The 13,426-nt window shown below is 53.7% G+C and carries 13 protein-coding genes and 1 tRNA gene; 9 read left to right on the top strand and 5 right to left on the bottom strand.

Features of this window, described 5'->3' with window-relative positions; genetic code table 11:
- Positions 1-354 precede the first annotated feature (354 nt).
- Positions 355-1,872 carry a flagellin N-terminal helical domain-containing protein gene (locus tag RE428_RS09365; RefSeq protein WP_004581740.1) on the top strand — a complete coding sequence of 506 codons (1,518 nt, stop codon included), beginning with the start codon at positions 355-357 and terminating at the stop codon, positions 1,870-1,872.
- Positions 1,873-2,055: 183 nt separating this feature from the next.
- Positions 2,056-4,056 (top strand): tetratricopeptide repeat protein, encoded by a 2,001-nt coding sequence (locus tag RE428_RS09360; protein WP_004581739.1) that lies wholly within the window; start codon positions 2,056-2,058, stop codon positions 4,054-4,056.
- 131 nt (positions 4,057-4,187) lie between these two features.
- Here RE428_RS09360 and RE428_RS09355 read toward each other — a convergent pair whose 3' ends face one another.
- Both RE428_RS09355 and RE428_RS09350 read right to left on the bottom strand, forming a co-directional pair.
- Entirely contained in the window at positions 4,188-4,841 is a 654-nt protein-coding gene (locus RE428_RS09355; protein ID WP_051079792.1) for a TIGR04282 family arsenosugar biosynthesis glycosyltransferase, read from the bottom strand.
- Entirely contained in the window at positions 4,816-5,529 is a 714-nt protein-coding gene (locus tag RE428_RS09350; RefSeq protein WP_004581737.1) for a TIGR04283 family arsenosugar biosynthesis glycosyltransferase, read from the bottom strand. Before RE428_RS09350 ends, RE428_RS09355 begins: the two co-directional genes overlap by 26 nt.
- 111 nt (positions 5,530-5,640) lie before the next feature.
- Between RE428_RS09350 and RE428_RS09345 the strand changes: the two genes are divergently transcribed.
- Both RE428_RS09345 and RE428_RS09340 read left to right on the top strand, forming a co-directional pair.
- A tRNA-Arg gene (locus RE428_RS09345) sits at positions 5,641-5,717 on the top strand.
- A 194-nt stretch (positions 5,718-5,911) separates the two neighbouring features.
- Positions 5,912-7,138, top strand: a complete 1,227-nt coding sequence (locus tag RE428_RS09340; RefSeq protein WP_004581736.1) for a tyrosine-type recombinase/integrase — start codon at positions 5,912-5,914, stop codon at positions 7,136-7,138.
- Here RE428_RS09340 and RE428_RS09335 read toward each other — a convergent pair.
- The gene (locus RE428_RS09335; RefSeq protein ID WP_154660761.1) at positions 7,108-7,881 is read right to left on the bottom strand and encodes a coiled-coil domain-containing protein; all 774 of its coding nucleotides are present in this window, start codon (positions 7,879-7,881) and stop codon (positions 7,108-7,110) included. The two genes, RE428_RS09340 and RE428_RS09335, sit on opposite strands and share 31 nt — an antisense overlap.
- A gap of 137 nt (positions 7,882-8,018) precedes the next feature.
- Entirely contained in the window at positions 8,019-8,138 is a 120-nt protein-coding gene (locus tag RE428_RS24430) for an SWIM zinc finger family protein (RefSeq protein WP_115840252.1), read from the bottom strand.
- On the opposite strand from RE428_RS24430, the gene RE428_RS09330 reads away from it, so the two are divergent.
- The 5 genes from RE428_RS09330 (at position 8,093) to RE428_RS09310 (ending at position 12,416) form a co-directional block, all read left to right on the top strand.
- Positions 8,093-9,412 carry a hypothetical protein gene (locus tag RE428_RS09330; protein ID WP_169334043.1) on the top strand — a complete coding sequence of 440 codons (1,320 nt, stop codon included), beginning with the start codon at positions 8,093-8,095 and terminating at the stop codon, positions 9,410-9,412. The two genes, RE428_RS24430 and RE428_RS09330, sit on opposite strands and share 46 nt — an antisense overlap.
- An 83-nt stretch (positions 9,413-9,495) precedes the next feature.
- Positions 9,496-9,969 carry an AlpA family phage regulatory protein gene (locus tag RE428_RS09325; RefSeq protein WP_004581733.1) on the top strand — a complete coding sequence of 158 codons (474 nt, stop codon included), beginning with the start codon at positions 9,496-9,498 and terminating at the stop codon, positions 9,967-9,969.
- Between the two features lie 450 nt (positions 9,970-10,419).
- Positions 10,420-11,559, top strand: a complete 1,140-nt coding sequence (locus RE428_RS09320) for a YagK/YfjJ domain-containing protein (RefSeq protein ID WP_004581732.1) — start codon at positions 10,420-10,422, stop codon at positions 11,557-11,559.
- A 102-nt stretch (positions 11,560-11,661) separates the two neighbouring features.
- Positions 11,662-11,874, top strand: coding sequence for a helix-turn-helix transcriptional regulator (locus tag RE428_RS09315; RefSeq protein WP_004581731.1), 213 nt, complete (start codon positions 11,662-11,664; stop codon positions 11,872-11,874).
- Between the two features lie 128 nt (positions 11,875-12,002).
- Positions 12,003-12,416, top strand: a complete 414-nt coding sequence (locus RE428_RS09310) for a hypothetical protein (protein ID WP_004581730.1) — start codon at positions 12,003-12,005, stop codon at positions 12,414-12,416.
- An 85-nt stretch (positions 12,417-12,501) separates the two neighbouring features.
- On the opposite strand, the gene RE428_RS09305 is transcribed toward RE428_RS09310, so the two are convergent.
- Positions 12,502-13,071, bottom strand: a complete 570-nt coding sequence (locus RE428_RS09305; RefSeq protein ID WP_227500231.1) for a hypothetical protein — start codon at positions 13,069-13,071, stop codon at positions 12,502-12,504.
- Positions 13,072-13,426 lie beyond the last annotated feature (355 nt).

Here is a 13,426-nt window from a genome sequence, read left to right as displayed (position 1 = left end):
GTGGGCTTAGCGTTTTTATTGTTAAGTAATGTAAAACCGAACCCAATCCACCTTAATTATTTGAAAAATAAAGGTTTAATAAAACGCGAAATTAGTCTTGCTGTGATCGTCGTCGGGAAAAAAAGCGGCAATCGCTTTCCTCATCCCAAGCCAATGTTTTGGCGCCTCATCGAGCACGCGTTAAACACAACATCTATTTTTCCCTTATTTTATATAAACTTAGATAAAAAATTAAAAACTGGCACGCCATTCGCTTTATCGCTTGCAATAGCTTCATTTGTTGAACGTTTGCCGGTGCGGCGTCCCTGTGATCGGGCACTAGGTTTCCGGCTTTTCCTGGCAAGGAGAGACAACATGCCTCAGATCATTAACACCAACATTGCGTCACTGAACGCTCAACGGAACCTTAACCGCTCGCAGGAAGATGCGAACACGGCCCTGCAACGCCTATCTTCCGGTTTGCGCATTAACTCTGCAAAGGATGACGCGGCAGGCCTGGCCATTTCTGAGCGTTTCACCGCTCAGGTCGCCGGCCTGAACCAGGCGGTCCGTAATGCCAATGACGGTATTTCCCTGGCGCAGGTGGCAGAGGGAGCCCTATCAGAGTCAACCGACATACTGCAGCGCATCCGTGAGCTCGCAATACAGTCTGCGAACTCGACCAATTCCGCGACGGATCGCCGTGCTTTGCAGGCTGAAGTCAATCAGCTCAAACAGGAATTGGAGCGTATCGCACAGACCACCGAGTTCAACGGTCTCAAACTACTGAACGGTACCTTCCAGGCACAAACATTCCAGGTCGGCGCGAATGAGAACCAGAACATTTCGGTCTCCGTCGCAAATGCCACATCGTCAGAGCTCGGGGTCTATAACTACGATTCAGCAAACGGCGAACCACAAAAAGGTCTAGGTTCAGCTGCTGCCGCCGCCGCGGACGCCGCTTCGCTGGCCGAAGTACTTACCGACCAGACGCTGTCAATCGCCAGCCCATTGGGCTCCGTCGATGACATCGACATTGCCTCGACGGATTCCGCAGCGCAAATTGCAGCAAAGGTTAATAGTAGAACTGTTGAGACCGGCGTGTCGGCGACAGCTCGTACCACCGCGACGCTTTCCGGCCTCAGCACTGGCGGAGCGATTACTTTCGCCCTGGGTAACGGCGATCCGAATTCCACTGCTCAAATCTCCGTCTCGGTGGATGATACGAGCGACCTTTCTGAAGTGGCTTCGGAAATAAACCGCGCCAGTGGTAAAACGGGAATCACCGCCGTCGCGGACGGCGGAAGCATCACGCTTGTCCAAGCTGATGGTAAAAATATAGTACTTGAGGACTTCAATCACTCGACGGCTGGCGAGACGATTCAACTGGCAGGCGCCGACGAGAATAATGTGCAGCTCGAAAGCGGCGCTGCCGACACTACAAAGGTAATAGGTACTGTGTCGTTTGAGTCATCGCGTTCATTCGCGTTGAGCTCATCAGACGGTGGTAACGCGGCAGCCGCTGATTCAGGGCTCTTTGATGCGGCGGCGGACGAACCCGTAATCTCCGAGAAAGATACTGTCGAGGAGATTGATATCGGCACACCTCAGGGCGCCAACGAGGCCATCGGAATTGTCGACGGGGCGCTCGAGGTAATCAACGGGATCAGGGCTGATCTGGGTGCAGTTCAGAGCCGTTTCGAATCCACCATTGCAAACCTGAGTACGACTTCTGAAAATCTGTCGGCAGCACGCTCACGTATCCGTGACGCCGATTTTGCGGCCGAAACGGCCGAACTAGCGAGAACGCAGGTGCTTCAATCTGCGGGCTTGTCGGTGCTGGCTCAAGCAAACGCCCGCCCGCAGCAGGTTCTGCAGTTGCTTCAAGGTTAACGACACTTCTTTCGATTCAAGGCCAGCAATTGCTGGCCTTTTTTATTTCCTGATTTAACACTTTACCACGCCGACTTGGCACACCTTTCGCTCTAATCACTTCAAACCCTGCAAATTATTCCAAAACTGCAGATTCTTGCCGCCCATGCCAAAAAAGCGGCATGCGCGAACACGAGGTGAACCATGTACGCACAGCATCATTCACAGGTTGCCCAGCACGACAAGGCGAGAGTGGCCCGTCTGCTGCTGGAGGCCAATAGCGCCTACAGCGAGTCCAACCATCCGCAAAACAGCTACGCGCGCCGGCTCGAAGCTCGCCAGGAATGCCGTCAGCTGTTGGAACGGATCAATGGGCTGACTGAGAGCAACGCGGCGGCCTGGGGGCTGCTGGGGCGTGTCGAGATGGACGAGGGCAACCTGGAAAAAGCGCAAGCCCTGTTCGAACGCAGCCTGTCGATCGACCCGGAGCAAGCGCAGCAGTACACCAATCTAGGCTACTGGGCACTGGCCAGCGAGCGGCCGGCATTAGCCGAGCAATACTTCCTCGAAGCCCTGGAGCGGGATCGCCAATCCGCGGCCGCTTTCTGTGGTGTTGCCCACGCCAAACGGCGCCTGGGTCAGTTTGACGTTGCCTACCTGCACTATCGCAAGCTGCTGCAACTGGACTTGAACTGGCCTTCGGTCTACAGCGGCATGGTGACCTGCGCAGCGAACCTACAGGTTGATCAGGCCGACCAGGAACTGGCCTACGACGCAATCACGTTACTCAGCCGCGACGATATTCCTCACCAGAACCTTGGAGGTTTCGTCGCCGGTATCCTGCGTCAGCAATACGACCTGGACAACCCTAACGCCCAGGTTTTCCTTGAAGCCGCCGGTCAGGACGAACTCCTGCTGTTGGCCCTGGAAAAGACGCTGATGCCGGATATGGCTATTGAGAATCTGGTAACGCTGCTACGCCACGCGATACTGGCGGAAATCGCCCAGACCGCTGAACTCCGTGATGAGCTGCACCGCCTCGCCGGCGCGATCGCACTCTACGCCGACCGCACCGGTTACGCCCTTCTGGTCGGCGAGGACGAGGCACGGCTGATGGAGGCCATCAACGACAGCATCAGTGCCCAGTTCGCAATGGGTGAAGATATGCAGTCGATTGCCGGATCGTTGATGATCAGCGCCATGTATGGCGCCCTGTTCCATCAATCCTTTGCTGTAGATATCGGCCGCTGGAACCTAATGGAATGGCCGGTTGGCCTGCAACCGCTGCTTGCCGCCAGCTACTACAATCGCGCGACCGAGGAAGCCATCAAGCAGAACTTCGAAGAAAAACTCGAGGAACTTCCGCTGGATCCCGCTGACGTCGCTCAGCCCTGGCCGACGTGGCAGCGTCTGGCGCCGCATCCCAAGAGCAGTCTCAAGACGCTGATGCAATCGAAGCTACGCCTGGAGACGGACGGGCTGCCGGAGACCCTCCGCATCATGATCTGTGGCGCCGAGTCCGGCCAGCGGGCGCTGGAACTGGCCGCCAGCCTGAACGATGTGGAAATCATCGCCGTCGATGAATCCCTCTCCAACATCGCTCGAGCTGCACGTACGGCTCAGGAGATGGGCATGGAGCACATCGTGTTCTGGCCTTGGTCCCTGGCAAGCCGGTTTATCTCTGATGGCCACAAGGTTCACTGGATCGAGTTGGGCCGTCTGCCGTCAACTGAACTGGGTCAGGTCTCCCTGGCCGCAATGGTGAACAACGCCTGCGATCAGGGCGCCATCGTCCACCTGCATACGGGCCCGATAGACGAGTCCCCAGCCGACAGGCAAGTACGGCAATTGATTGCCCAGCATGGGTTGCCGCAAACCAGCGCAACGCTCCGTCGACTGCGCCGCATGGTGATGGAAAACGCGAAGGAGCAATCCTGGAGTGAACTGTTGTCTGGCAGCGATTTCTACGGACTGGGAGGCTGCCATAACCGCTGGTTCCGCCCGGAAGACACCGAGCAGTTGCGTAGCCTGATGGGATTGATGTGCAACGAAGTGGACTGGAAGCTGGTTCGCGCCCAGGACAGCGATGGTCACGCCCTGGCGGTAGCGCCGGTTCAACGCCAACTACAGGCAGAGGCCAGCGGCAGTGACGTGCAAAGCGTGATGGGCCAGCCGCTGACGCTGTACTTCATGAAGCGTCGCTGATTAGCGGCTGACTGTTTGGCTACAAGCAGCCCCAAGCATGTAGCCGACGCTTTAGCTTCGGAGGGCCCGCCAGGGCCCCGGGTATATCGGCAGGCCTGCGGCCTGCTCGGAAGCTGAAGCGTCCGCTACATTTACTGCGTTACCTGCCATTCCGTACAAAATCGCTCCCAGTCGGCGAGTTCATCAACGTCCCACCGTTCGTCCAACTGAACTGTTCTAAAGCCATTATCGAGCAACGCAGCCACTGTTTGCGCCAACGCCTGATCTGTCCCCCAATCGATGCCGTTCAATGCCGAGCCCAAGTCGCGCCGGCTGCCGAGAAGTACGAACCCACCATCGTTGGAAGGCCCCAGGACCACGTCAGCGCTCTCCAATGCGGCAAACGCCTGGAGAACGTAATCGGCATCCACCGAAGGACAGTCACTGCCGACAATCACTGCCCGGTCCGATGATTCAAGCCCTTCATTCAGAGCGTGCGTCATCCGTTCGCCCAGACCCGCCCCAACTTGGCTGCCTGAAATGACCCTATTGGCTTCAAGTCTTGCCAGGATTCGTGCTGCATATTTCCTGCTTTTCGGCTCGGGCCGGTCCCACCAGAAATGGAGCGGGCAGCCAACCGCCAGCAGGTTGTCGAGAACCGCACAGGTCAATTGGATATGCGCCTCCATGGCTCCGTCGTTACCGAGCTCTGCAGCAAGCCGGGTCTTTACGTGCCCGGGTTCCGGCCACTTGGCGAATTGAATGATACAGTCTCTGAAACTAGTGTTCGGGTTTGGAGGAGACATCGGGATAGTAGACCTCGGCCAGGGACGCGGGATCCTCGCCGCGCCAATAACGCCAGCGCAGCCGCCACATCATTAGGATGGTTTTCCAGGGGCCGTGTTTTTCCCAGCGGCGACTGTCGGTGACGACCTGGGATCGAACACAGTATGGACGCGATAGAACGAGAAGCCGTCGACTGAGAGCGATGTCTTCCATTAGGGGGAGCGGCTCAAAACCGCCCACCTCCTGAAACATGGCGCGGCGTACGAACATTGCCTGGTCGCCGGTGCACATACCGGTCAGCCGTGACCGGAGATTCATCAGGCCGCCAATAACGCGATAAATCCATTGCCCACCACTCAGGCGAACGTCGAAACGCCCCCAGGTCGCCGGACTGTCTACGAAACGCTGTAGATGCTCCAAAGCATCAAGGGGCAAACGGGTATCAGCATGGAGGAACACCACGACTTCTCCACCAGCGACCGCGGCCCCGGCATTCATTTGGCTGGCCCGGCCCTTGGACGCCTGGATCACCTGATCGCAGAATGGCGTGGCCAAAGCGACCGTATCGTCAGTACTACCACCATCCACGACGATTACTTCGTGCCCAATCTCACGCCAGCCTTGCAAATCACCGAGCGCGACTACAATAGACGCAGCCTCGTTCAGGACAGGCACGATAAAAGAAACGTGCAGCGGGACGGTGACCATGGAAACTCCGGCTCCACAGAAAACGGGGCGTTAAATTATCAGGTGTGGGCGGCTTGGCCAACCAGCTTGGTTGAGCCAGGCGCAACCCACGGGTATCATACCCGACCTCTCGCCCCCGTAGCTCATCTGGATAGAGCGGTCCCCTCCTAAGGGACAGGTAGCAGGTTCGAGTCCTGCCGGGGGTACCAGTTACCCTTCCGCATCGATCCACAGAAACTCTCAATCATCTGTTTTAAAAGCTTTTTTCCGAAAAGCAGCGTCCTTATCGATCTACTATATTCCGCCTGAGTCTACACATTTTGGGGGCACATCTGGGGTGCAAAGTGAAATCCATCCAGCTATAGTAGATTTTGTACCCCCAATGAGAGTTCGAACCCACGCCATGTCCAGGCCTATAAACCTCCTTACCGACAAAAAGGTTCAATCCGCCAAGTTCGAAAAATTCGGCAAGCGAACCAAGCTCACTGATGGAGCCGGACTTTACCTGGACATTCAGCCGTCCGGGAAGTATTGGCGCATGAAGTACCGATTTGACGGCAAAGAGAAAACACTTGCCCTCGGCGTTTACCCCGATGTATCGCTGAAACTGGCTCGGGAGCGTCGGACCACGGCGCGGGAACAGATTGCTGACGGTATTGACCCCAATGAGGTCAAAAGGGATCAGAAAGCCGCCAAAAAGGAGCAAACGGATACATTCAAAGCCGTTGCGGAGGACTGGCTCAAACTGAAGAAGGGAGAGCTCGCAGATAGCACGCTGGAAGTCGCGAAGAGAAGGCTTGAGACCTGGGCATTCCCAAAACTGGGCAGCATACCGATCAAAGAAATCAAACCGGCAACTGTCATGGAAGCCCTAAGGCCAATAGAGGAACAGGGCAAACACGAGACAGCTCATCGAATCCGGCAACGTATCGGAGAGATCTTTCGTTTTGCAGTAGCAGCAGATCGCGCCGAGATAGACCCCACAGCCACGCTGAAAGGCCAACTCAAAACCACCCCGACTCGACATAGATCCGCCATTATCAACCCGGATGAGCTAGGAAAGCTCCTCAAGGCAATCGATGCCTACTCGGGACATCCATCCACCAGAGCGGCCTTAAAGCTTGCACCCATGCTATTTCTTCGGCCGGGCGAACTGCGAAACGCAGAATGGGCCGAGATTGATCTTGATAAAGCGACTTGGGTTGTTCCAGGAAAGCGAATGAAAGGTACTCAGAAAGCCAAGAGAGCGGGTCAGGTGCCGGACCACATCGTGCCTCTTTCGACCCAGGCCGTCGAAATACTGAAAGAGCTCAAGATCATCACCGGACATCAGAGCCTGGTTTTCGAATCCGTTAAACGGAAACGGCCACTCTCCGAGAATACGATTAACGTCGCATTAAAGACCATGGGCTACGATGGCTCCGTCATGGTTGGTCACGGATTTCGCGCAACAGCATCCACCCTACTCCACGAACAGAACTGGCAGCCAGAGGTAATTGAACTTCAACTGGCTCACAAACAGCGCAACCAAGTAGCTGCTGCCTACAATCGCTCAGCGCGGCTCGAAGAGAGGCGCCAAATGATGCAATCTTGGTCGGATTATCTCTTTAAGCTCGCTAGCAAGTCCTGATAGCGCTGCAAAAAGGGGGAAGCCTTTAACCGTCCCCTATAGTTCCAGGGAGCCGAAATCGGTGCCGTCACTCGTCTAATGATAGGTTTGTCAAAAGCCTGCGCATGCAGCAAATCCCTATAGTCTTCGTATAACTGCAATATGAGCCCCCTCTGATTATCCAGGGTTACCGCATCTTCGAGATACTTGTCCTCCTGCGCTTCAAGATCCTTAGCGCGAGCCTCAAGCTCCGCCAGCTGACGCTGAACCTCCGCCTCTCTGGCGTCTAGCTCTTTGCGCTTGTCCTCCGCGTCTTTCAGCTCTTGAGCTAATTTATCCAATCGCTTTTGGATATTGCTCTGGCTCAACTCGACCCACGCCTTGGACTTTACAATGCTTGCGTATTCAAGGACCACCGCCTCCAAAGCCTTATAGGCAGGCTCATTGCGATCTTTCGCCAACTGGCGCAGCTTTGGCCCGATCGACTTGCTCATCATGAAGGAGTAAGTCTTTCGCGGCCCCTTTTCATCCCGTTTCTTTTTCTGACTCCAAGCCCTCTTCAATTTCCGCAGGTCGTCTTTCTTTGCCAAGACTTCAGGCGCATCACGGATATGGGTTACCAGGTAGTCGTAGCTCGACTCATCAGGTCGCCTACCACGCAAAAACCAGCCTTTCTCTCCTAAGTAGTTAATGGCCCAGGATTGCTGAGCCTCGTTGCTTTTACTCAACCAGCGGATAGCTCTTTTTCTCCAGTCTTCTGGCATACCTACCCCACAGCGAAATTAGATGCATTAATCAACAGTCCAAACAGACTGATTTTAGCTACCACTTAGTCGTACTATTTAGTGTGACGACTTAGTTTTACCACTTAGTGGCATTACTAATAAACAGCTAGACCTTTTTATTTTCTTTTACAGGGGTATTTATGCGCATTAAATTCTAGACAGCTACAGCATTGAGGGCTAAGTTGAGTGGATGTCGACCTCAACTTTGCTGACAAACCTTTCCGGTAATTCTCCACAAGCTCGCTACGTGCTGATGAAGCTCTGGCTGGACAAAGGGGATAAGCTGCCTATCCGTATAACCGTTCAGGAGTGCGCTCAAACGATGGCGATACCTCGGTCAAGGGCCGGCAAGATTCTCAATGAGCTGACTGAGAATGGCTATCTTGAGTCCCAGCACCTAACCGGTGAGAAAGGACGACCCAAACGACAGTTCAACGTCTCACCAGAAGCCGGGAGACAGTTGCAGGCGCTGAAGCCCACTGAGTCACGTGAAGAGCCCCATCTTGCATCGATCCGGGCCCTCCTATCCCACCGCACCTCAAACCTCGGCGCTGATGGTCCTATCCTCTCTCCGTCAAACATTGTGTTTCTTATCGCTCTGCTCAGTTCAGCCAATGAGTGTGGAGCAGTCTACGGCCTTGGCTCGACTAAGCTGATGACCTACACCGGGATGACAGCCCAAAGGATAAATCTCCAGGTCAGCAAGCTGAAAAAAATGGGATTGATACTTGCTACAGTACCCGGCGTCACGGGGAGGCAAATATTGGGGAGAACGACTACGTCTTATTGGCTAGACCTGAGTCATAACCTGCTCAAGCTGCCGATTCCTTCAACGATCATCCAAAAGACTCTAGTGACTCTCGATTCTGGCGATGCGGCCCATGCGCTTTTCGATATTAAAAGCCAATCAAGGACCCTCAGACGTGAACGCGCCAGGAAATCGGGGAAGCAATTGAGCAATCAAGAAACCCTCGAACTTGCAACAGCCAAATTGCATGTTGAGCAGTTAATGGACATACCGAATTTCGATTCTGCATTGGTGAATGACTTTTTTAAGGAAGCCACGAATTCCGGGCTGCGGCTAGCATTTCAAACAGTAGTGGATCGAGTTGCTCGCGTAATAGCCTTTTCACGGATGGCTGAGATTCCGGGAGAGCACAGGAAATCGCCGACCATTGGTCAGCTAAAGACGCTATATCGCGAATTGTTACCTGTTCGCTTTCAGCCGTTTAAATCTGCAGGCTTTCCTCTGAAAGAGAACCGGCAAATGCTTCTGAGAGTTGTTTTTAAGATTGCAAGCTCTTTGGCGAGCGCCATCTTGGCGAACCTGCCAACAATGGGAGGTAAGTTTTCCCCAGTAGTCTCATTCGAACTGGTGCCAACGCCTCGCGGGTCGAATTTTCGTGCTCTGATAGCCGTAGTCTACCCTCCCGAGTCCCACAGCAGCGAGAGTAAGCAATCGAATATTGACACCAATGAACTTACCCCCGAAGCCGGCTCTGAAAGCTAAAGGCTCATATCCAGCTCAAGTCGCTCTGTTAGTTTGTACAGGGCTCAACAGATCTTCTGAACCAACAGGTCAGGAGATCAACCATGCAAATCCTCAGGCTCAGAGACGTCATTCAAAAGACAGGCCTTGGCCGCTCATCAATCTATAAGTTTTCAGGCCAAGACCTATTTCCCCGCCCGATAACGCTTGGTGGTATGTCAGTTGGCTGGACAACAAAACGAATAGACCAATGGATCGTTGAACGAGTGCGCGAACGTGATTCCGTCCCTGGCAACGCAGAGCACACCACCCCATGGGCCGTCACCATTGGAAAGGGCAACATCTGTCAAAAGGACCTACAGATCCTCAGAATCAAGCAAGTTGTTGAGTTAACGGGCCTGGCTCGGGCGACGGTGTACAAATACATTCACGAAAGAGAGTTTCCGCATCCGGTATCACTGGTAGGTGCCTCGGTCGGCTGGCTGCGGACCGAAATCGAGTATTGGCTAGCTTGCTGTGCTGAAGAGAGTAGCGATGAGTCCCTCGATGAACCTGAAGCGCAATTCGAAGCTGCCTGACCCATCCGCAATGTACCGGTATCAGTAACGCCTCTGGCTAGCCCCGCTACCAACGTTAATTCTTTTTGCAACCAATCTACCTATCCTCCAGCTTTGCCCGACATTCCGCATCCAGCGCTCCCGACTTTTCTTACGAAGTAAAATATCCGCTTTTGGGTTTGTATGTTATTGGCTAACAGCTGTACGCCTTATCAGTGGGTACAGTAGCAAAGAGGAGATGGGCTCACACAGTGAAAGCCCATCGCGGTACTGGGAGTGGTTACAGAGATATTGAGAGAATCAACACCTTAAAGCAATCCATTGCATACGGGGCAATGAACCGCATTCAGCAATTCAAACGAGGATCAAAAGGGGCTTAACCGAATTACGTTCAGGAGGACAGATCACTTTTTACAGGCCGGGGTAATGATACGAGCGCAACGCTCAGACCACCTAACCCGGAGAACGACAATGGACCATTACACATACCACGATACCCCGACCGACGAGGAGATGATGGATTGGTTGGGCGGATTACACGGCGGTGAAATCATTACCAATCCGCTAGGTCAGCCAATCACAATGCCCTCAGATTACCACTGGCGACACGATCTGGTTTGGGTTGACCAACAGCTAAAAACCATGGCCAATGCGCGGCATATCCTTAATCACCAGCGACTCATTCAGCCCGAAGCCTTCGGCGCAGAAACGGTAGTGTTGGCCCCAGATCCGCTCTTAGAGATGCTGACAGCAGTTTTCACCGTATTAGTGACCATGTTTGAGAAGACGGATATTGGTCAGCATTATCGACCCAGTCCCTACGCTACTCGTTTTCTATGGGCCTTCGGTGAGTGTGGGTATCTGCACGAGGCTGGATTTCGTCAGCCGTCAGCGATGAGCCGTCAGGCGGCGGAACAGGTGGTCACAGATCTCAATGAACGCCTGGAAGCCTGGTATCAGAGCATGGGGCAGCGGGACTTTGTCTACGAGTGTAGTCGGAACCGACGTAATAGCCGCGACAATTACAAGCGTCTCTGTGAGCTCATGGAAGCCCTCTTCGAGTGCAACAGTCGCCTGATGGTTGTTCGAGTAGACCTAGGCTACAGCAAGTTCGACAGTCCTTATATCGACTACGAGACGGCGCGTTACCACAGAGAGCAAATCTGCCACGCATTTAACACCCATCCCCTGTTCAACCATCTGCTAGGGTACGCCTGGAAACTGGAGTGGCAGCCCGAGAAGGGCTTCCATTACCACTTCATCTTCTTCTTTGACGGTCATCAATGCCAGGAGGACATCACCCATGGTCGCCTCATTGGTGAAATGTGGACCAAGGCTATTACCGGTTGCCAGGGTCATCCTTGGAATTGCAATCTTGGTGCAGAAAAAACCTATCACTACAACGCTATGGGCTGCATCGACTATCACGACACAGAAAAGCAAAGGGGGCTTTTCGAGCTGGCCAAATACCTTACCAAGGTCGACGAATACGCGGCTATGTTGGTCAACGGCAGGACGTTTCAGACGAGCCGCAAACCGAGTAGTCAGGAAGGACCGCGTCGTGGGCGGCCTCGTTTATATCAGAGCACGCCTTTGAATTTTGGGCTCTGAGTCGACCTCGATATCGCCTAACTTGATGTGGACACTGAGCCGCCCGGCATGACCGCTTGAACTCTCCGACAAATACTCTGAGCAATTGAAGGAGGAGGATGTATGAGAGTGCTCAGACTGGCAGAAGTGCAAGATAAAACCGGACTGGCCAGGTCCACACTGTACAAGTATGTTGATGCAGGCACGTTTCCACGGCCCATCTACCTTGGCGGCAGAGCCGTCGGCTGGATTGATTCCGAGGTGCACGCATGGTTGCTGGAAAAGCAAGTCGAACGTGATATGACCCATGGAGCAACGAGAGGCTGGAGCCTCTAGGTATTTCGGTGGGCCCCATGGACGTCAGTGGCAGCCAGTGGACGCCGGACAGGGCCCACCCTACGAACAGGCCTGCAATTTTGTGGCATCATGATGGTTCAACTTAACGAAGAGAAAGGGTCGAACTAGTGAACCACAAGAGCCAAGCAGAATCTGCAACAACTTCCCTTAAAATAATAGTCGAGAGCGTGGAAGCCATTGTCAGTGAAACGGGACGTGACAGCGACCCCACCGTGAACCTGAACCATTTCCTAGACCAACTCACCCTACCTGAGGTGAAGGCGATTTACGTAATCAGTCAAGCTGGAAGAAATCCTTCCTGGCTTGAGGAAACCAGTTCCATAGGCCCTCTTTATTTAAACCTCACAGAGATTCGTCCGGCAAACGAGGGCAAACAAGGCTTTATGAATTTCATTTTAACCAACACGGACGACCTAAGAACCTATATCGATCGGTACCTTGAAACCTGCAGCAGACTGAGCCTTGACCCATTTGAGGAAATAGGAATCCTGATTCAAAACGAAATGGCGCAGGAGCATTGATTCGATTGATCGTGAGGTAACCAATTGAATCACTGGGCTAAAGAATTTTAGGTGGCAGCGCTATCAAAAAGGCTCCATCAAGACCTTATATTACCACCTGAGACCATGTTGCCCAGCGAAGCGATACCAACACCTCAGACACTGCACCTACCGCCAGCTCTGCTTGTCGATCCGAAACGGGCGGAAATTTCGTCTCAGCGGGCTTGCCCCTCGCGTGCAATCTGGCGACCGTGTGAGCAAGACTGGCGACCACAGTTCTTGTCTCTGTCACAGCATCATACTTTTTTATCAGGTAGCCCAGGTCCTTACCGCTTATCTGGAGCTCTATCGACAAGAACACCGTCAAAGCGTCACGGCACCGGTCTATAACTGAAGCTGGCGGGGATGAACGAAAGCCCTGCACAACGTCGTCTAAGGCCGATTCGACACGGCGTTGGTCCTCTTTGCTAAGAACGCCTTCTTTTATGTGCGGAAGAAATCCGAATTGCGGCCTCATCTTTATCGTTAACAGCTCCTGGCCAATCGCATCCGTCTCAAAATGCACAAGTTCACCAATCGTGAAGTTCGACTGACTGCCAAAGGTGAACATGACTTGACTGGGTAACTCACCACCGCCCAAAACACCCTGAAACCCCTGATACTGGAAAGTAACCAACCTGGCTTCCTGTCGGGGAGGATGCCCCCAATACTGAGGCTGCGAGTCCATTCTGTGCCATACGTAGCCGCGCCTTATCTGAGACACGGGGTCAAATGAGACCTCCTGGAACACATACTCAGAGACAATAAATGAATCTACTTCCGGCCCAGAAATAGCGTCAGGCAGCTTTCCCCAAATCCGAACTGGAAAAACCGGGACATGTCGGGCTCGTTCTGGACCACGGTCCCGACTGCCGATGTATATGTCTCCGGTATCTTTATCAATGCCTAGATTCTTCAACTGAACCACCCTTACTCAGTGAACGTCGTAGTGCCCAATCTCAAAGCCTATTTTTCTGCTCGGTATTCGGCCA

Source organism: Marinobacter nanhaiticus D15-8W (assembly GCF_036511935.1).
In the GTDB taxonomy this organism is placed as follows: Bacteria; Pseudomonadota; Gammaproteobacteria; order Pseudomonadales; family Oleiphilaceae; genus Marinobacter_A; species Marinobacter_A nanhaiticus.
Note: the sequence above shows the minus strand (reverse complement) of the source record. Positions and strands in the feature narration are given on the sequence as shown.